Below are 17,498 nucleotides of genomic sequence, written 5' to 3' on the forward strand. Positions count from 1 at the left end.
ACAACTGTCCTTGTTCCCGAATATTTTGCTTCATACCATCCTCAGCACGCAATACACCTCGACGGAGATCAGAAAGCGTGCAGACGAACAAGGACATCGCGGTAGAGGAGCGCGCCGGTGGCGAGGTGTGGATCACCATCGAACGGCCGCACAAGCACAACGCGCTCGCCCGCCAGGTGCTCGCCGAACTCGGACAGGCGGTGCTGCAGGCAGGCGCGCGCAAGGACACGCGCTTCATCGTCCTGACCGGCGCTGGCGACCGCTACTTCGCCGCCGGCGGCGATCTGGTGGAACTGGCCCAGGTGCGCGACGAGGCTTCCACCCGCGACATGGCCGAGCAGTCCCGCGCCGCCCTGGACGCGGTGCGCGCTTGTCCCGTGCCCGTGCTGGCCTACCTGAACGGCGACGCGATCGGCGGCGGCGCCGAACTGGCCCTGGCGTGCGACATGCGCATGCTGGCCAGCCACGCGCACATCGGCTTCATCCAGGCGCGCCTGGCCATCTCGTCGGTGTGGGGCGGCGGCGTCGATCTGTGCCAGTTGGCCGGCAGCGCCCGGGCCATGCGCATGATGAGCCGCGGTGAATCGATAGACGCCCCCCTGGCGCTGGACTGGGGCCTGGCCGACACCATCGTCGCCGACGGGCCGGCCGGCGCGGACATGCAGGCTTTCCTCAAACCGCTGCGCCTCTGCGCGCCCCAGGTACTGCGCGCCATCAAGGCGCAAACCGCGGCCTGGCGCCAAGGCGCCTCGTATGAGGCGCGCCGCGCCGTCGAACGGCAGCAGGTGATGCATACCTGGCTGCACGACGATCACTGGCGCGCGTCCGACGCCTTTCTCGCGAGGAGTGCGAAATGAGCGCCGAACAGCATCGCGAAGCGCGCGACATGGAGCCGCAGCTGAGCTCCACCAGCCCCAGCGGCATCGACGTGCCGACCAGCGTCGGCCCGGACGCCATCGACCCGGCCCGCATCGGCGCGCCGGGCGAGTACCCTTACACGCGGGGGATTTTCCCCGACGGCTACCAGGGCCGTCTCTGGACTATCCGCCAGTACTCGGGCTTCGGCACCGCCGAGGAGTCCAACGAGCGCTACAAGTTTCTTCTGGAAAAGGGGCAGACCGGCCTGTCCGTGGCGCTGGACCTGCCCACGCAGTGCGGCCTGGATCCGGTGCACCCGATGGCGCGTCCGGAGATCGGCAAGGTGGGCGTCTCGCTGTCCAACCTGAGCGAGGCCGAGATCCTGTTCAAGGACCTGGACCTGTCGAAGATATCGACCTCGTTCACGATCAATGGCACGGCCGCCATCATCTACGCCATGTATCTGGCCGTGGCGGACAAGCAGAATGTCCCGCGCGACAAGCTCACCGGCACCATCCAGAACGACATCCTGAAAGAGTACGTGGCGCGCGGCACCTGGATCTTCCCGGTACGCCCTTCGATGCGGCTGATCGCGGACTCCATCCTCTATTCCAACGAAGTCTCGCCACGCTTCAACCCGATCAGCATCGCGGGCGCCCACGTGCGCGACGCCGGTTCGACCGCGGCCGAGGAAATGGCCTACACCCTGGCCAACGGCCTGGCCTATGTGGAGGAACTGCGCGCGCGCGGCGGCGACGTCGAGAAGTTCGCCAAGCGCCTGTCGTTCTTCTTCTACGTCCACATGGACTTCTTCGACGAGATCGCCAAGTTCCGCGCGGGCCGCAGGCTATGGGCCCGCCTGATGAAGGAACGCTACGGCGTGCAGGACCCGAAAGCGCAGCACTTCCGCTTCGGCGTGGTCTGCGGCGGCTCGTCGCTGGTGGCGCCGCAGCCCTACAACAACGTCGCACGCGTGGCCGTGGAAACTATGGCCGCCGTGCTGGGCGGCGCGCAATCCATCTTCACCTGCGCTTTTGACGAGGCGTTCCAGATCCCCACGGAATTCTCGGCCGAACTGGCCGTGCGCACGCAACAGATCATCGCGTTCGAGAGCGGCATCGGCCGCACGGTCGATCCCCTGGGCGGCAGCTACTTCCTGGAGCAGCACACCGACCGGATGGAAGAGCAGATCACCAAGGTGATGGATGAGATCGACGCCTACGGCGGCGTGATCCCGGCCATCGAGGACGGCTGGATCCAGCTGCGCCTGGCCGAACGCGGCCTGGAACGCAAGCTCAACACCGACTCCGGACGCAACGTGATCATCGGCCAGAACTACTTCAGGAAGGCGGACGAAGAGATCAAGGTCGGCGAGGTCTTCAAGCTGGACCCGACCGTGGCCGAGCGCGCGCTGGAGAAGTACCAGCGGGTGCTCGACACGCGCCGCCAATCCGAGGTCGACCGCGCGCTGTCCCGGCTGTCCGCCGTGGCCGCCAAGGACAACGAGAACATCATGCCCTACCTCGTGGAGTGCTGCCACGCCTACGCCACCGTCGGCGAAATGGTGGAGCGCCTGAAGGACAAGTGGGGCGAATTCAAGGAGCCGGTGAATCTATGAGCGCCCAACAGACCTCTGCCGCCCTGGCGGCCAAGCGTATCCTGATCGGCAAGCCCGGCCTGGACGGCCACGACATCGGCGCCAAGATCGTCGCGCTGACGCTGCGCAACGCCGGGGCGGAAGTCATCTATACCGGCCTGCGCCGCAGCCCGCTGCAGATCGCGCAGGTGGCGGTGGACGAAGGCGTGGACGCGGTCGGCCTGAGCATCCTGTCCGGCAGCCACCGCGAGCTGGTCGCCGAAGTCATGGCGCAGCTGCGCGAACTGCGGGCGCACAGCGTGAAGGTCTTCGTCGGCGGCACCATCCCCGCGGAAGACTGGCCCTACCTGAAAGAACTGGGTGTCGCCGCGATCTTCACCGCCGACATGCCGCTGGACGACATGGTCCGCACCTTGGCGCAGAGCTTGTCATGAACGCGCCGCTCGCGGGGATCCGGATCATCGAAGTCGGCCATATGCTGGCCGGCCCCTACTGCGGCCTGATGCTGGCCGACATGGGCGCCGAGGTCATCAAGATCGAAACGCCCGAGGGCGACATCGGCCGCAGCGTCAGCCCGCATTTCGTGGGCCCGCACAATGCCTACTTCGCCAGCCTGAACCGCAACAAGAAAAGCGTGGTGCTCGACCTGGCAAGCATGGAGGGACGCGAGGCGCTGGGGCGCATCGTCGAAACCTCGCATGCGCTGGTGACCAATTTGCGGCCTTCCGCGATTCGCAAGCTCGGCCTCACCTATGACGCGTTGCGGCGCTGGAACGAACGGTTGGTCTGCGTGGCGCTGACGGGCTACGGGCTGGACGGCCCTTACGCGGACAACCCCGCCTACGACTACGTCATCCAGGCGATGACGGGTGTCATGGCCTTGACCGGCGATCCCGAGGCGCCGCCCACCAAGGCCGGCTACTCGGCGGTGGACAACTCGGCGGGCCTGGTGGCCGCGGTCGGGCTGCTGGCCAAGATCGTGCAGGGCGAAGGCGGCCAGGTCGATGTCGCGATGTACGACGTCATGCTCTCGCAGCTCAATTACCTGGCGGGCGCGGCGCTGAACGCAGGCGAAACCATAGAACGCCTGGCGGACTCGTCCCACCCCTATGTGGTGCCGGCGCAGATATTCGCGACGGCGGACGGATGGCTCACGCTGTTCATCACCCACGACAGGTTCTGGAAAACGTTCTGCTGCGAAATCGGCCGTCCCGAATGGGTGGCGGACCCGAAGTTCGCCACCATGGCGGGGCGCAGGACGCACCGGACCGAAGTCATAGCCGCCATCGCGCAGGTACTTCGCCAGGCGCCCGCCCGCGCATGGGTGCGCCGCCTGAGCCCGCTGGGCGTGGTGGCGGCGGAAGTCGGCACCTTGAACGCGGCGCTCTCCAGCGACATCGCCGCCGCGCGCGCGCTGGTGGTCGCGCTGGGCGACGGCAGCCTGCCGCTGCAGGCCGTGGCCAGCCCGATCCGCTTCCAGGGGTATGCGCCGGTCTACGGCCTGCCGCCCCTGCTGGACGAGCACGGCGACGAAGTGCTGGGCAGGGTCAGGACATGAACGCACCGGGCCGCCTCAAGCATGAAGGTAGTCCGGCGGACGCCCCGCCCCTGGACCGCTGGGCGCTGGGCCGCGCGCTGACACGCATGGCCAACGCCGACGCCGCGGAAGTGGCGCGCTTCGCGCTGCGCGATGCGACCGCGCACGCCGCCCGCCGGATCGGCATCACCGGCGCTCCGGGCGCCGGCAAGAGCACCCTGGTCGGGCATCTGGCGCTGGAACGCGCGCCGACAGGCCGCCTGGGCGTCCTGGCCGTCGATCCGAGCAGCCCGAAGAGCGGCGGCGCGATCCTGGGCGACCGCGTCCGCATGGACGACCTGGCCGGCATCGGCGATCTTTACATCCGCTCGCTGGGTTCGCGCCGCACCTGCGACGGCCTGGCCGACAACCTGCCCGAGATGCTCGACATCATGGACGAGTTCGGCTTTGACGAAGTGCTGCTGGAGACGGTCGGCATCGGCCAGGCCGAGTATGCGGCGCGCGCGCAAGTCGACACGCTGGTCCTGGTCCTGCTGCCCGAAAGCGGCGACATGGTCCAGGCCATGAAGGCCGGCATCATGGAAATGGCCGACATCTACGTCGTCAACAAGTCAGACCTGCCGGGCGCGAAGAAAATGGCCACCGACATACAGCGCATCGCCGCGGTAAGCCAGCAGCCCGAGGGCGCGTGGCGTGCGCCGGTACTGCTGGCCTCGTCCACGCAATCGGACTCGATCCGCGCGCTATCCCAAGCCATAGACCGGCACCAAGCCTGGCGCGCCACCGATCCAGAACGGCGCCAACGCCTGCGCGCCCAGCGGCTGCGCTACCGACTGCGGCGCATGCTCGAACTGCGCATCGCGCACGCCATCGCCCACGCCGACGACGCACTGTTCGACGCTCCGCTCGGGCAGCAGATGGGCCGGATACTCGCGGCCGCCGCCACGCTCGATTCCTGACTCCTGGAGAGCCGCCATGCTCATGCGCTTTTTCGCATCGTTGTTGACCGCCGTCTGCACCGCCGCGCCGGCCGCGAGCGCGAGCGCGGCATTTCCAGACAAGCCGGTCAGGATCATCGTCCCGCAGACGCCTGGCGGCGCCTCCGACGTGCTGGCCCGCATCATCGGCCAGAAGCTCACGGCGAAATGGGGCCAGCCGGTGGTGGTCGAGAACCACGCGGGCGCGGGCGGCAATGTCGGCATGGAGCTGGTCGTCCGGGCGGCGCCCGACGGCTACACCCTGCTGATGAGCTACGTCGGCACCCAAGCCATCAATGGCGCGCTGTACCGCAAGCTGTCCTTCGATCCGGTCCAGGATTTCGCGCCCGTCGCCACGCTGGCCACCCTGCCCTTCGTCATGGTGACGCGGCCGGATTCGCCATTCAAGACCGTCTCCGAAGTCGTGGCGGCCGCCCGCAACTCGCACATCAACTACGGCTCGGCCGGCAACGGCTCCGTCAATCACCTGCTGGGCGAGATGTTCAACGCCGCCACTGGCGTCAAGCTCGCGCACATTCCCTACCGGGGCGCGGCGCCGGCGCTGCAGGATCTGATGGGCGGACGGATCCAGGTGGTGTTCACCAGCCTGCCGTCCGTCATCGGCGCCCTCAAGAGCTCCACCCTCTATCCGATCGCGGTCACCAGCGCGCGCCCTGCCGCGGCATTCGACAGCATTCCGACCATCGCGCAGGCTGGCTTCAAGGACTTCGATGTCAATCCATGGTTCGGCCTCATGGCTCCCGGACGCACGCCGCCGGATCTGGTGCGGAAAATCAACAGCGATGTGAACGACATCCTGCGCCTGCCGGAAGTCGCGGCCAGCTTCGCGGCGCAGGGCGCGGAGCCCTACATCACGCAACCGGACGAGTTCGCGCGCGTCCTGCGTGCCGATGCGTTGAAGTGGGGCGAGGTGGTGCGCGCCTCGGGCGCGCAAGTGGACTGATCCATGTCGCGCGCACTGATCCGGTCACTGAAGAAAACGCAGCGCGTGGGAGCCCGGGCCCAGGCGTCAGCGGCGCAGCAGCAGGACGCCCGCTCGGCCGCGCTGTCCCTGCTGCAGCGCAGTGTGAGATTCAAGCATGACCGTCTGGCCGTCCTGCGGCTGGCCAACGCAGTACAGCTGGGCGCCAACGTCGACGAGACGCTGTGGGAATACTGCCATGCGGTAGCAAGCGGAATGGCCGACCCGACGCAGTTGCAGAAGGTCCTGACGCTGCGCCGCGGCACAACGGACCAACCGATCGGCGGCATAACGCCGGCGGAATCGAACTCCAGGAGACAGGAATGAAAACTTCTTCCTATAGCTGTTCGTTGCGCAAGCTCCCCTCGTCGGGCCGCCGCGTCGTGGCGTCCCTGTTCTGCATCGCCGCCTGTGTCCCGACATGGGCCCAGGCGAGCGGCGACGTTGTCAAGATCGGCGTGCTGGCCGACATGTCGGGCATCTACTCCGACATGGGCGGCGCCGGCATCACCGAAGCGGTGAAGATGGCCATCGCCGATTTCGGCGGCAAGGTCAACGGCAGGAAGATCGAGGTCGTGACGTCCAATCACTCGGCCAAGCCCGACGTCGCGGCAACCGCGGCGCGCGGCTGGTTCGACACACAAGGCGTGGACATGATCATCAGCGGCCCCAGTTCAGGCACCAGCCTGGCCATTGCCACGGTCGCGGCGGAGAAGAAGAAGATCGTCATCGTCACGGGCGGCGTCGCCGCCCAGCTGACCAACGAGGAATGCTCGCCTTACACCGTCCATTACCTCTACGACACGGTGGCCCTGGCCCGCGGCACCGGCGCGGCCATGACGCGCCAGGGCGGCAAAACCTGGTACTTCCTGACGGTCGACTACGCCTTCGGCAAGTCGCTGGAAAAGGAGACCACGGAGGTCGTCCGGGCCAATGGCGGCAGCGTCCTGGGCAGCGTGCGCCATCCTCTGTCCACCCCCGATTTCTCGTCCTTCCTGCTGCAGGCCAAGGCCTCGGGCGCGCAGGTCCTGGGACTGGCCAACGGCGGCGCCGACACCATCAATTCGGTCAAGGCCGCCAGCGAGTTCGGACTGTCTTCATCAATGAAGCTGGCGGGCCTGATGCTGTTCATCACCGACGTGCATGCCCTGGGCCTGGAGCAGACCCGCGGCATCAACCTGACCGAGGCCTGGTACTGGGACTCGGACGACAAGTCGCGCGCCTGGGCCGCCCGCTTCCAGCAGAAGATGAGCAAGATGCCCACCAGCATGCAGGCGGCCAGCTACTCGGCGACGCTGCATTACCTGCAGGCTGTCCAGCACGCAGCCAGCGACCAGGCCGAGGACGTGATGGCGCAGATGAGGAAAGAGAAAATCAACGACATGTACACCCAAAACGGCTACATCCGGGAGGACGGCCGCATGGTCCACGATCTGCGGCTCATGGAGATCAAGAGCCCGGCCGAATCCAAGGGGCCTTGGGACTACTACAAGCAGGTACAGATGATTCCTGGAGAGCAGGCGTTTGCCTCCAAGGCGGAATCCAAGTGCAAGTTCTGGAACTGATGAAAACGCCGTCCGAGTGTTTGAAGACCAGAGTGGTTTGGCAATTGTCCATACATCAAGGAGACATCGATCATGACTACTGCAACGAATCAGGTAAGCGCTTCTGAAGGCGTCAAGCAAGCCATAGAAAGCGGCCAGGGACTGCCCATCCTCGACGTGGGTCCGTATCTTGCCGGCAAGCCCGGCGCGCTCGAACAACTGGCGGCGGACGTGCGCTGGATCCAGGAGAACCTGGGCTTCTTCGCCATCGTCAACCACGGCATTCCCCAGGGGCTCATCGACGAATCGTTCCGCCAGACCGCCAAGCTCTTCGAGATTCCCATGGAAGAGAAGCTCAGGCATCGGGTCGGCTTCCACCACCAGGGCTACCTGCCGCCCAAGGCATCCATCCTGCAATCGACCGCCATCATGGAGAAGATCGCGCTCAACACCAAGAAGGACACCAACGCCGCCTGGCTTTTCATGCGCAACCGCACTGCCGACGATCCCAAGGTGGTGGCCAACGTCCGGCACCGCGGCTTGAACCAATGGCCGGAAAGCCTGCCGGAGTTCCGCAAGACCTTGTACGAATACCAGACCTCCATGGAGGCGCTCGCGCTCAAGCTGCTGCCCATCTATGCGCGGGCGCTGGACCTTCCGGCCGACCATTTCAACCATATGTTCAAAGCGCCGGAGTACTACCAGCGCTGCGCCTACTACCATCCGGAAGAGCGCCTGGAGGAAGGCCAGTACGCCCTGGCGCCACACTCCGACGGCAGCTTCCTGACGCTGCTGCCGATGACGCCGGTGCCGGGCCTGCAAGTCATGACCCCCTCGAAGGAATGGCTCAACGTCACCTACGTCAAGGACGCGCTGATCGTGAACACCGGCCAGGTCCTCAACCGCCTGTCCAACGACCGCTTCATCGCCACGCCGCACCGCGTGGTCAATCCCCCGATGAAGCGCTACGCGCTGACCTTCTTCTTCTACCCGGACGATGACGCCAACGTGGGTCCCATCCCGGCCTGTGTCAAGCAGGGTGAAAAAGCCAAGTACGACTCCCGCTCCTTCTACGACTTCTTCGTGCCCTACCTGGACGATCTGTACCACTACAACGATCCCAAGTTCATGAGCGAGGTCGAACCCGAAGGCATCCGTTCCCAGGCCTGACGGCGTGCCGCCGCCGACGGCAGCGCGCCTTGGCGGGCCGCAGCCGTCGTCTCAATCTGAAGGAGTAACGCGTGAGCAAATTGTTGATCGACGGCCGCTGGGTCGATGCGCTCGATGGCGAAACCATAGATGTCATCGATCCCTGCACCGGGCAGGCTTTCTCGCGGATCGCGCGCGGCCGGGCCGCGGATGTGGATCTGGCGGTCGCGGCGGCGCGGCGCGCGCTGGAAGGCGCCTGGGGCAGGATGACGGCGACCGAGCGCGGCCGGATCCTGCAGCGCCTGGGGCAGCTCATCCTGGATCATGGCGATGAGCTGGCCGAACTGGAGGCCCGCGATACCGGCAAGCCCATGTCGGTGGCGCGCGCGGACGCCGGGGCGGTGGCGCGCTACTTCGAGTTCTACGGCGGCGCGGCCGACAAGATCCACGGGCAGACCATTCCCTACCTGGCCGGCTACAACGTCAGCGTTGTCCGCATTCCGCACGGCGTCACGGCCCACATCATTCCCTGGAACTATCCCGCGCAAATGATGGGACGCACGCTGGCGCCGGCGCTGGCCATGGGCAACGCGGCGGTGGTCAAGCCCTCTGAAGATGCCTGCCTGACCGCCTTGAAACTGGGCGAATTGGCGCTGCTGGCCGGGCTGCCGGCCGGCGCGCTCAACATCGTGACGGGCTACGGCGCGGAAGCCGGCGCGGCGCTGACCTCGCACCCTGGCATCAACTTCGCGACCTTCACCGGTTCCCCCGAAGTCGGCGTCCAGGTCCAACAAGCTACCGCGCGCAACCACGTTCCCTGCGTGCTCGAACTGGGCGGCAAATCGCCGCAAATCGTATTCAACGACGCGGACCTGGCCAAGGCCGCGCCGATCATCGTCCGGGCCATCGTCCAGAACGCGGGCCAGACCTGCTCCGCCGGCAGCCGCCTGCTGGTACAGCAGGGCATTTACGACCGTTTCGTCCACACCATCGCGGCCGCTTTCGACGCGCTGAAGGCAGGCACGCCCGAGATGGATCTGGACTGCGGTCCGCTGATCAACGCACGGCAGCGCGACAAAGTGCAAGCCTTCATCGCCGAAGCCGCCGCCATGGGCGTGCCGCTGCTGGCGCAAGGCCGCCTGGCGCCGGACGCGTCAGGCGACGGGTATTTCGTCAAGCCGGCGCTGTTCGGGCCGGTACCCCGCGACCACCGGCTGGCCTCGCAGGAAGTGTTTGGCCCGGTGCTGTCCGTCATGCCGTTCAGCGACGAAGGCGATGCCCTGCAACTGGCCAATGCGACGGACTACGGCCTGGTCGCGGGCGTCTGGACGGAGAGCGGCAGCCGTCAGTCCCGCATGGCGCAGCGCATCGCCAGCGGCCAGGTATTCATCAATTGCTACGGCGCGGGCGGCGGCGTGGAGCTGCCCTTCGGCGGCGTCAAGAAAAGCGGCTACGGCCGCGAGAAAGGATTTCTCGCCCTGGAAGAAATGAGCACGACCAAGACCATTGTTCAACACTACGCATAAGGAATGCCACCATGTCCGGATTGAGCAACAAGATCGCGATCGTCACGGGAGCAGGCAGCGGCTTCGGTGCCGCCATCGCCCGCGCCTACGCCAAGGAAAACGCCAAGGTCGTCCTGGCCGACCTCAATCTCGAAGCCGCGCAGCAGGTCGCCCGTGAGCTGGGTGAAAACGCCAGCGCTGTCGCGTGCGACGTGAGCAACGGCGACCAGGTGCAAGCCATGGTCCGCCACTGCGTGGAGCGTTTCGGCGCGCCCGACGTGGTGATCAACAATGCCGGCACCACGCACCGCAACCAGCCCATGCTGGAGGTGGACGAAGCGACCTTCGACCGCGTGTTCGCGGTCAACGTAAAGTCGATCTATCTCATGGCGCTGGCCGTGGTTCCGCTGATGAAGGAAAAGAAGGACGGCGTGATCATCAACGTGGGCTCGGTAGGCGCCATCCGTCCGCGCCCCGGCCTGACCTGGTACAACAGTTCGAAAGGCGCGGTCAGGGTCATGACCAAATCGATGGCCGCCGAACTCGCCGCGGACGGCATCCGCGTCAATCTCATTTCGCCGGTCATGGCGCCCACTGGGCTGCTCAACGACTTCATGGGCGTGGCCGACAACGCCGAGAACCGGGCGCGCTTCGTATCGACGATACCGCTGGGCCGGATGTGCGACCCGGACGACGTGGCGAACGTGGCCGTATTCCTGGCCAGCGCCGAGGCACGCTTCCTGACCGGCGTCGAGCTCCCGGTCGACGGCGGCCGCTCCATCTAGGCCGGGCGCACGCGCCCGTCAGACAGGAAGAAAACCATGGCCAACCGCTTATCCGTCATCGCCACCCGCACCGGCGATGACGGCACCACCGGACTGGGCGATGGCTCGCGCACGCCCAAGGACGCGCCCCGCATCGCCGCCTTGGGCGAGGTGGATGAGCTAAACAGTGTGATCGGCGTGCTGCTTGCTGAAAAATTGCCCGACGAAGTCGCGACCGATCTGCACATCATCCAGAACGACCTGTTCGACATGGGCGCCGAGCTCTGCATCCCGGGGCATCGCGCGCTGGACCAGGCGCAGATCGCCCATCTGGACGGCCGCCTGGCGCATTACAACGCCGCCCTGCCGCCGCTGAAGGAGTTCATCCTGCCGGGCGGCTCGCGCGCATCCGCGCATTTCCACATGGCCCGGACCGTCTGCCGCCGCGCCGAACGCGCGGTGGTGGCGCTGGCACGCACCGAGGGTCTCAATCCGACGGTGCGGCAGTACCTGAACCGGCTCTCGGACCTGATGTTCGTGCTGGCGCGTGAGATGAACCGGCGCTTGGGGTTGTCGGATGTGTACTGGAGCAGCCGGCATTCGCGGTAGCGATGCGGAGAATCGAGCCTCAGCGCACAGCCTTCTTGGCGGAAGCGCCCTCCTGCAGACGCAGGTAGTTGGCGTAGCGTTCACGATAATCCGCGCCAAATACCTCAGGCGTTTCTTCCTGCCGGGTCACCTCGGGCAGGGCCGCGCTCGACCATGCCTGCAGGTCCGCGGCGATTTCCGCACTGGTCACCGTGCCAGGCGCGTACGGCGGGAATTCCGTTTCTTCCGTGGCCATGGCGGCGCGAGTTCCCTGTCATATTTATGCAGCGATTGCTGACAAGTTCGTCATTCTTGAGTCACTCTGAAGACGGCTTTGGTGCCCTAAAATGTTGCGCCACGCCGGTCCCTTCATAGACCGCTCGAAGTCCATACCGGCATAAAGAACTTCAAAAGATCCGCTAAGGGAACGCATGCGTTTGCTGGTTGTGGAAGACGAACCAAAGACGGCATCGCACATCAAGCGCGGGCTGACTGGATTGGGCTTTACCGTCGACTTGTCCGGCGATGGGAGCGAGGGGCTGTTCCTGGCCATCGAGCATGACTACGACGCAATCATCCTGGACGTCATGCTTCCCGGCCAGGACGGCTACGCACTGCTGAGACAACTGCGGGCGCGCAAGCCGACGCCGGTGCTGATGCTCTCGGCCCGTGGCTCCGTCGACGAGCGGGTCAAGGGACTGCGCCAGGGCGCTGACGACTACCTGGGCAAGCCATTTTCCTTCATCGAGCTGGCCGCGCGCATCCAGGCCCTGCTGCGGCGCCGGGTCGGCACCGGCGGCGATTCGACCTGGTTGCAGGTGGGCGACCTCCAGGTCGATCTGCTGGCGCGCCGTGCCACCCGCGCCGGCCAGCGGCTGAACCTGACCGCCAAGGAGTTCGCGCTGCTCAGCCTGCTGGCACGCCACCAGGGCGAGATCCTGTCCAAGATGATGATCTCCGAGCAGATCTGGGACATGAACTTCGACAGCGACGCGAACGTGGTCGAAGTCGCGATGCGGCGCTTGCGTCTCAAGGTTGACGCGCCATACGACACGAAGTTGCTGCATACCGTCAGGGGCATGGGCTATCTGCTGGAAAGCCGCGCCGAAGCCTGCGCCGCCTCGCCATGATCGCGTCCCTCTCGATGCGCCTGGCGCTGATGTTCACGCTGGCGGTGACGCTCACCGCCTCGGTTTGCTCCGTGCTGCTGCAGGGATCCCTCAGGCAATCGCTGCAGCAACAGATACAGCGCGAGCTTGAGTTGCGTCATTCGTTTCTGGATCCGCTGCTGATGTCGCGACAGTCGCCGGCGACCTGGCATGACGCCGTGTTCGCGCACAGCCCGTTTGCGTCGAACCGCATGGTCAATGCGCAGCACTGGATCCTCAGCGACGACCCGCTATACCGCCATGGCGGAGAACCGCCCAAGAGCGTGACGTCGAGCCAGCTACCCGACGGATTTTCCATCCTGCCAGGGGCAACCGATTGCTGTCCGTTGCACGTGCTTATCACCACCATACCGCCGGCGGGCATCCGGCCCGCGGTGCGGTCGGTCATCTCGCTCGACTCCTCCCCCTACATACAGACGCTCGACGACTTTACGGCCATCCTTGCCTCCTTATCCATTGCGGGTTCCTTGCTGGTGGCGATCCTAGGCTACTTCATTGCGCGGGCGGGCCTGCACCACGGTCGACGTCTCGGCGGCCAGGCTCGAGAACTGACGCCAGGCAATAGCGGACAGCGGCTACGCCTGGAACGGCTTCCCACCGAAATCAAGGACCTGGCCGCATCGTTCAACGGCGTTCTCGATCGGCAGGAAGTGGCCTGGCGACAGCTGGAAAGTTTCAACGCCAATGTTGCGCACGAACTGCGCACGCCGCTGACCAATCTCATCGGTCAGACTCAGTTTGGCCTGCGCGCGTGCAGGACCGAACACGAATTCAAGGAATTACTTCTGTCCAACCTGGAAGAACTGGAGCGGATGACGGCCATCGTCAACGATATGCTGTTTCTGTCACATGCGCAGACTGGCCAGATGGCCCTGGACCTGGGAGAAGTTTCGCTACGGGAAGAGGTTGCCAAGACCATGGAGTACCTCGAACCGCTATTCGAGGAAAAGGGACTGGCAATCGTTCTGGAAGGTGAAGTCCGCATGCACGCGGATCGGCGATTGTTCCATCGGGCGGTGGCGAATCTGCTGGAAAATGCCGTCCGCCACGCAGTCCCGCAAAGCAGGATCAGCTTGCGGCTGACAGAACAAGACGGCTTCGCCCACGTGTCCGTCGCCAATCGTGGAAACCCTATCGATCAGCAGGTCCTGCCGCGCCTGTTCGAACGCTTTTTCAGGGCGGAAGCCGCGCGCAGCCGTAGCAGCAAGCATCACGGCCTGGGACTGGCGATCGTCAAGGCCATCGCGACAGTCCATCAGGGCGACGTATTTGCACGCAGTGCGGGCGGCATCAATACTTTCGGGTTCACATTGGCCTGCCCGCTCCCTTTACCTGCTCACACGGTAGAGATGTCGAGCCAGGTTGGGAAGCCTGTCCGACTGGCGGTTGGATGACAATCAACCTACGGCAATGCCGTATAATTAAAAATTCGCCATCGCCGCCATCATGGCACGACGGCATCACCCCCTGGGACGCCACGCAGGCGCCACCCGACTTTTGAAGAGCCATGAAGAATGCTGCCCCGACGGCGCGCAGCGCACCGTGGCAGGCGTCGCATATCAGCGAAGCACGCAACCGCGTGGGCCTGCCGCAAACGGATTTCGCTGAACTGCTGGGCGTGAGCGTACGCACGCTGCAAGATTGGGAGCAAGGCCGGCGCACCCCCTCGGGCGCGGCGAAAACCCTGCTGCAGGTAGCCATGTTGCACCCCGAGACCCTGCGAGAACTGCCCCCGTGGCGCGCCAACGAACACGCTGAATCTTGAGGCCCGCCGCCCCGGCCTCGCCCGACATGAACAACACATCCGCCGCGCGACACGCTCGCCGCGCGATTTTTTGGTGAACTAGATTGGAAATCCTCGAAACCTCCCGGCCTGGCAAGGGCCCTGGCAAGACCGACAGCGCTGACGCGAACGCGTCCGCCGCCGCCACCCTGGCCAACACCATCGCCGCCGTCAACGCCGAAGGCCGAACCCCGCGCGTGGGCTTCGTTTCCCTGGGCTGTCCCAAAGCCCTGGTCGACTCCGAACGCATCCTGACCCAACTGCGCACCGAAGGGTACGAAGTCACGCCCGAGTATGACGATGCGGACGTGGTCGTCGTCAACACCTGTGGCTTCATCGACAGCGCCAAGGCGGAATCGCTGGAGGCCATCGGCGAAGCGCTGGCCGAGAACGGCAAGGTCATCGTGACCGGCTGCATGGGCGTCGAGGAATCGGTGATCCGCGACGTGCACCCCAGCGTGCTGGCCGTGACCGGCCCGCAGCAGTATGAAGAGGTGGTGCGCGCGGTTCACGAGGCCGCCCCGCCCAAGAAAGATCACAACCCCTACCTGGATCTGGTGCCGCCGCAAGGCATCAAGCTCACGCCGCGCCACTACGCCTACCTGAAGATCTCGGAAGGCTGTAATCACCGCTGCAGCTTCTGCATCATCCCGTCGATGCGCGGCAATCTGGTCAGCCGGCCGGTGGGCGACGTGCTGAGCGAAGCCGAGCGCCTGGTCAAGGCCGGCGTGAAGGAACTGCTGGTGATTTCGCAAGACACCAGCGCCTATGGCGTGGACGTGAAGTACCGCAGCGGCTTCTGGAACGGCCGTCCGGTAAAGACCCGCATGACCGAGCTCTGTATGGCCTTGTCCGAGATGGGCGTGTGGACGCGCCTGCACTACGTGTATCCGTATCCGCACGTGGACGAGGTGATCCCGCTGATGGCCGAAGGCAAGATCCTGCCCTACCTGGACATTCCGTTCCAGCATGCCAGCCCGCGCATCCTGAAGGCCATGAAGCGCCCGGCCTTCGAGGACAAGACCCTGGCCCGCATCAAGCGCTGGCGCGAGATCTGCCCGGACCTGACGATACGCTCGACCTTCATCGTCGGCTTCCCCGGCGAAACCGAGGAAGACTTCCAGTACCTGCTGGACTGGATGCAGGAAGCGCAGTTGGACCGCGTCGGCTGTTTCCAGTATTCGCCGGTGGAAGGCGCGCCCGCGAACCTGCTGGACAATCCGGTGCCGGACGATGTCAAGCAGGAACGCTGGGAACGCTTCATGGAGCTGCAGCAATCGATCTCGACCGCTCGCCTGGCGAAGAAGGTGGGCCGCGAGATCGACGTACTGATCGACGAAGTGGACGAAGACGGCGCCGTGGGCCGCAGCAGCGCCGACGCGCCCGAGATCGACGGCTGCGTCTACGTCAGTTCGGACAAGCCGCTGAAGGCGGGCGATCTGGTGCGCGTCCGCGTCACCGATTCCGACGAATACGACCTCTGGGCCGACGCGATCTGAATCCGGTCTCGCGCGCGGCTCAGGCTTCCAGCAGCTTGAGCCCCGCCACCCCGCCCACGATCAGCGCGATGCACAGCAGGCGCGCGGCGGATGGCGAATCCCCGAACAGCATGATGCCCAGCACGGTAATGCCCACGGAGCCTATGCCGGTCCAGATGGCATAGGCCGTGCCGGCGGGCAGCTGCTTCATGGCCAGCGTCAGCAAGAACACGCTGCCGAGCGCGGCGGCAATGCCGATCACGCTCGGCCAGAAACGGGTCCAGCCGTCGGCATATTTCAAGGCCAGCGCCATCACGATTTCCACCGCGCTCGCGGCGACCAGAATCAACCAGGCCATCTCGGCCTCCTGCCAGGGCTAGGGAATCGCCAGCGTAAGGGCTATAGTTACCTAAGGACAAGTACGCACCTTTTGGTAACCATGAAAAAGCTTGCCGCACTCTCGCCTGCTGGCGACGTATTCGACGCCGCGTGCCCCTCGCGCCGTGCCCTGGAGCTGATTGCCGGCAAATGGGTGCCGCTGATCCTGCCGGCGCTCGAGCACGGCCCCTTGCGCAACAACGAGCTGCTGCGCAGGCTGGACGGGATTTCGCAGAAGGTCATGACGCAGACGCTCAGGGAACTGGAACGCCACGGCCTGGTGCTGCGCGAGGATCTGGGCACCGTGCCGCCGCATGTGAGCTACCGCCTGAGCGAACTGGGCCGGTCCTTGAATGTGGCGCTGGTCGCGCTGGACCGCTGGGCCGAGCAGCATCATGCGGCGCTGGACGCGGCGGCGCACCTGCACGACGCGCGCGCCGCCTCCTTGCCGCAAGCGCGCTAGTTGCGCGCCAGGAAGTCCGACATGTCGTCGGCGTGCTCTTCTTCCACGGCCAGTATCTCTTCCAGCATGCGGCGCGTGGTGGAGTCCTGCTCGCCGATGTAGTCGATCATCTGGCGATAGCTGTCGATGGCAATGCGTTCGGCGATCAGGTTTTCCTTGATCATGTCCTCCAGCGAGGCGCCTTCCACGTACTCGGAATGGCTGCGCTCGAGCAGGCCCTTGGGCGACAGGTTGGGCTCGCCGCCCAATTGCACGATGCGTTCCGACAGCCGGTCCGCGTGCTCCTGTTCCTGCGTGGCGTGTTCGGCGAATTCCGCGGCCACGGGCTCGGCGTTGAGCCCGCGCGCCATGAAGTAATGGCGCTTATAGCGCAGCACACAGACGATCTCGGTGGCCAGCGCCTCGTTCAGCAGCTTCAGCACGGTCTGCCGGTCGGCGCGATAGGTGTCGGTCACCGCGCCGGACTCGATGTCCTTGCGCGCCTTCGCGCGTATCGCCTTGACGTCCATCTCGAACGGGCGGCCGGCCTGTGTTTGGGTACGGGTTGCTTGTTCCATATCGTGGCTCCTCTTGGTTAAGTGAAAGCACTGCGACACTGGGCTTCCAGTCTCTCCGAACAACCCAGTCTACCGATCGTGGCGGAACATGCTGTGTCCAAACATTGCCCCTGCCCCCGAAATCGGGGCGTCCGAAATGGTTTTCGAACCTTGCGTAAACTATGGGCTT

20 protein-coding genes are annotated in these 17,498 nt (G+C 65.4%); 17 read left to right on the forward strand and 3 right to left on the reverse strand.

Annotated elements, in window-relative coordinates:
• Nucleotides 1-77 precede the first annotated feature (77 nt).
• The 12 genes from AXYL_RS30150 (at nt 78) to AXYL_RS30205 (ending at nt 11,522) form a co-directional block, all read left to right on the forward strand.
• Nucleotides 78-857: an enoyl-CoA hydratase/isomerase family protein gene (locus tag AXYL_RS30150; RefSeq protein WP_013396674.1), complete on the forward strand. Its 780-nt coding sequence runs from the start codon at nt 78-80 to the stop codon at nt 855-857.
• A complete protein-coding gene (locus tag AXYL_RS30155; RefSeq protein ID WP_013396675.1) occupies nt 854-2,476 on the forward strand; it encodes a methylmalonyl-CoA mutase in 1,623 nt (540 codons plus the stop codon). The genes AXYL_RS30150 and AXYL_RS30155 overlap by 4 nt, the downstream gene beginning before the upstream one ends.
• Complete coding sequence (locus tag AXYL_RS30160; RefSeq protein WP_013396676.1) at nt 2,473-2,889, forward strand: cobalamin B12-binding domain-containing protein; 417 nt, start codon at nt 2,473-2,475, stop codon at nt 2,887-2,889. Before AXYL_RS30155 ends, AXYL_RS30160 begins: the two co-directional genes overlap by 4 nt.
• Nucleotides 2,886-4,013 (forward strand): CaiB/BaiF CoA transferase family protein, encoded by a 1,128-nt coding sequence (locus tag AXYL_RS30165; RefSeq protein ID WP_013396677.1) that lies wholly within the window; start codon nt 2,886-2,888, stop codon nt 4,011-4,013. Before AXYL_RS30160 ends, AXYL_RS30165 begins: the two co-directional genes overlap by 4 nt.
• Nucleotides 4,010-4,951, forward strand: coding sequence for an ArgK/MeaB family GTPase (locus AXYL_RS30170; protein WP_013396678.1), 942 nt, complete (start codon nt 4,010-4,012; stop codon nt 4,949-4,951). Before AXYL_RS30165 ends, AXYL_RS30170 begins: the two co-directional genes overlap by 4 nt.
• Nucleotides 4,952-4,967: 16 nt before the next feature.
• A complete protein-coding gene (locus AXYL_RS30175; protein ID WP_013396679.1) occupies nt 4,968-5,933 on the forward strand; it encodes a Bug family tripartite tricarboxylate transporter substrate binding protein in 966 nt (321 codons plus the stop codon).
• 3 nt (nt 5,934-5,936) lie between these two features.
• Entirely contained in the window at nt 5,937-6,278 is a 342-nt protein-coding gene (locus AXYL_RS30180) for a hypothetical protein (RefSeq protein ID WP_013396680.1), read from the forward strand.
• Entirely contained in the window at nt 6,275-7,516 is a 1,242-nt protein-coding gene (locus AXYL_RS30185) for an ABC transporter substrate-binding protein (protein ID WP_013396681.1), read from the forward strand. The genes AXYL_RS30180 and AXYL_RS30185 overlap by 4 nt, the downstream gene beginning before the upstream one ends.
• Before the next feature lie 72 nt (nt 7,517-7,588).
• Nucleotides 7,589-8,665, forward strand: a complete 1,077-nt coding sequence (locus tag AXYL_RS30190) for an isopenicillin N synthase family dioxygenase (protein WP_013396682.1) — start codon at nt 7,589-7,591, stop codon at nt 8,663-8,665.
• Between the two features lie 71 nt (nt 8,666-8,736).
• Nucleotides 8,737-10,170 carry an aldehyde dehydrogenase family protein gene (locus tag AXYL_RS30195; protein ID WP_013396683.1) on the forward strand — a complete coding sequence of 478 codons (1,434 nt, stop codon included), beginning with the start codon at nt 8,737-8,739 and terminating at the stop codon, nt 10,168-10,170.
• Nucleotides 10,171-10,181: 11 nt separating this feature from the next.
• A complete protein-coding gene (locus tag AXYL_RS30200) occupies nt 10,182-10,934 on the forward strand; it encodes an SDR family oxidoreductase (RefSeq protein WP_013396684.1) in 753 nt (250 codons plus the stop codon).
• Between the two features lie 36 nt (nt 10,935-10,970).
• On the forward strand, nt 10,971-11,522 hold the full coding sequence (locus tag AXYL_RS30205) for a cob(I)yrinic acid a,c-diamide adenosyltransferase (protein WP_013396685.1): 552 nt from the start codon (nt 10,971-10,973) through the stop codon (nt 11,520-11,522).
• A 19-nt stretch (nt 11,523-11,541) separates the two neighbouring features.
• On the opposite strand, the gene AXYL_RS30210 is transcribed toward AXYL_RS30205, so the two are convergent.
• Nucleotides 11,542-11,757: a hypothetical protein gene (locus tag AXYL_RS30210; protein WP_013396686.1), complete on the reverse strand. Its 216-nt coding sequence runs from the start codon at nt 11,755-11,757 to the stop codon at nt 11,542-11,544.
• A 175-nt stretch (nt 11,758-11,932) separates the two neighbouring features.
• On the opposite strand from AXYL_RS30210, the gene AXYL_RS30215 reads away from it, so the two are divergent.
• From AXYL_RS30215 to rimO, 4 genes are all read left to right on the forward strand, one after another.
• Nucleotides 11,933-12,631 carry a heavy metal response regulator transcription factor gene (locus tag AXYL_RS30215; RefSeq protein WP_013396687.1) on the forward strand — a complete coding sequence of 233 codons (699 nt, stop codon included), beginning with the start codon at nt 11,933-11,935 and terminating at the stop codon, nt 12,629-12,631.
• Nucleotides 12,628-14,064 carry a heavy metal sensor histidine kinase gene (locus AXYL_RS30220; RefSeq protein ID WP_013396688.1) on the forward strand — a complete coding sequence of 479 codons (1,437 nt, stop codon included), beginning with the start codon at nt 12,628-12,630 and terminating at the stop codon, nt 14,062-14,064. The genes AXYL_RS30215 and AXYL_RS30220 overlap by 4 nt, the downstream gene beginning before the upstream one ends.
• Before the next feature lie 113 nt (nt 14,065-14,177).
• A complete protein-coding gene (locus AXYL_RS30225) occupies nt 14,178-14,435 on the forward strand; it encodes a helix-turn-helix domain-containing protein (protein ID WP_013396689.1) in 258 nt (85 codons plus the stop codon).
• 179 nt (nt 14,436-14,614) lie between these two features.
• Complete coding sequence (gene rimO, locus AXYL_RS30230) at nt 14,615-15,952, forward strand: 30S ribosomal protein S12 methylthiotransferase RimO (RefSeq protein ID WP_041656734.1); 1,338 nt, start codon at nt 14,615-14,617, stop codon at nt 15,950-15,952.
• A 19-nt stretch (nt 15,953-15,971) separates the two neighbouring features.
• Here the strand turns inward: rimO and AXYL_RS30235 are convergent, their stop codons facing one another.
• Complete coding sequence (locus tag AXYL_RS30235) at nt 15,972-16,289, reverse strand: DMT family transporter (RefSeq protein ID WP_013396691.1); 318 nt, start codon at nt 16,287-16,289, stop codon at nt 15,972-15,974.
• A gap of 81 nt (nt 16,290-16,370) precedes the next feature.
• On the opposite strand from AXYL_RS30235, the gene AXYL_RS30240 reads away from it, so the two are divergent.
• Nucleotides 16,371-16,772, forward strand: coding sequence for a winged helix-turn-helix transcriptional regulator (locus tag AXYL_RS30240; protein WP_013396692.1), 402 nt, complete (start codon nt 16,371-16,373; stop codon nt 16,770-16,772).
• Here AXYL_RS30240 and AXYL_RS30245 read toward each other — a convergent pair.
• Nucleotides 16,769-17,329, reverse strand: coding sequence for a ferritin-like domain-containing protein (locus AXYL_RS30245; protein ID WP_013396693.1), 561 nt, complete (start codon nt 17,327-17,329; stop codon nt 16,769-16,771). The genes AXYL_RS30240 and AXYL_RS30245 overlap by 4 nt on opposite strands.
• Nucleotides 17,330-17,498: the final 169 nt, after the last annotated feature.

Origin of the sequence: Achromobacter xylosoxidans A8 (genome assembly GCF_000165835.1) — a bacterium.
GTDB classification, from domain to species: domain Bacteria; phylum Pseudomonadota; class Gammaproteobacteria; order Burkholderiales; family Burkholderiaceae_B; genus Achromobacter; species Achromobacter xylosoxidans_B.

Excerpts from the sequence above, each read along its gene's own strand:
- AXYL_RS30225 (WP_013396689.1), top strand. The coding sequence starts at position 14,178 with ATGAAGAATGCTGCCCCGACGGCGCGCAGCGCACCGTGGCAGGCGTCG.
- AXYL_RS30215 (WP_013396687.1), top strand. The coding sequence starts at position 11,933 with ATGCGTTTGCTGGTTGTGGAAGACGAACCAAAGACGGCATCGCACATC.
- AXYL_RS30155 (WP_013396675.1), top strand. The coding sequence starts at position 854 with ATGAGCGCCGAACAGCATCGCGAAGCGCGCGACATGGAGCCGCAGCTG.
- AXYL_RS30160 (WP_013396676.1), top strand. The coding sequence starts at position 2,473 with ATGAGCGCCCAACAGACCTCTGCCGCCCTGGCGGCCAAGCGTATCCTG.
- AXYL_RS30240 (WP_013396692.1), top strand. The coding sequence starts at position 16,371 with ATGAAAAAGCTTGCCGCACTCTCGCCTGCTGGCGACGTATTCGACGCC.
- AXYL_RS30235 (WP_013396691.1), bottom strand. The coding sequence starts at position 16,289 with ATGGCCTGGTTGATTCTGGTCGCCGCGAGCGCGGTGGAAATCGTGATG.
- AXYL_RS30245 (WP_013396693.1), bottom strand. The coding sequence starts at position 17,329 with ATGGAACAAGCAACCCGTACCCAAACACAGGCCGGCCGCCCGTTCGAG.
- AXYL_RS30185 (WP_013396681.1), top strand. The coding sequence starts at position 6,275 with ATGAAAACTTCTTCCTATAGCTGTTCGTTGCGCAAGCTCCCCTCGTCG.
- AXYL_RS30190 (WP_013396682.1), top strand. The coding sequence starts at position 7,589 with ATGACTACTGCAACGAATCAGGTAAGCGCTTCTGAAGGCGTCAAGCAA.
- AXYL_RS30180 (WP_013396680.1), top strand. The coding sequence starts at position 5,937 with ATGTCGCGCGCACTGATCCGGTCACTGAAGAAAACGCAGCGCGTGGGA.
- AXYL_RS30200 (WP_013396684.1), top strand. The coding sequence starts at position 10,182 with ATGTCCGGATTGAGCAACAAGATCGCGATCGTCACGGGAGCAGGCAGC.
- AXYL_RS30165 (WP_013396677.1), top strand. The coding sequence starts at position 2,886 with ATGAACGCGCCGCTCGCGGGGATCCGGATCATCGAAGTCGGCCATATG.
- AXYL_RS30175 (WP_013396679.1), top strand. The coding sequence starts at position 4,968 with ATGCTCATGCGCTTTTTCGCATCGTTGTTGACCGCCGTCTGCACCGCC.
- AXYL_RS30170 (WP_013396678.1), top strand. The coding sequence starts at position 4,010 with ATGAACGCACCGGGCCGCCTCAAGCATGAAGGTAGTCCGGCGGACGCC.
- AXYL_RS30210 (WP_013396686.1), bottom strand. The coding sequence starts at position 11,757 with ATGGCCACGGAAGAAACGGAATTCCCGCCGTACGCGCCTGGCACGGTG.
- AXYL_RS30205 (WP_013396685.1), top strand. The coding sequence starts at position 10,971 with ATGGCCAACCGCTTATCCGTCATCGCCACCCGCACCGGCGATGACGGC.
- AXYL_RS30220 (WP_013396688.1), top strand. The coding sequence starts at position 12,628 with ATGATCGCGTCCCTCTCGATGCGCCTGGCGCTGATGTTCACGCTGGCG.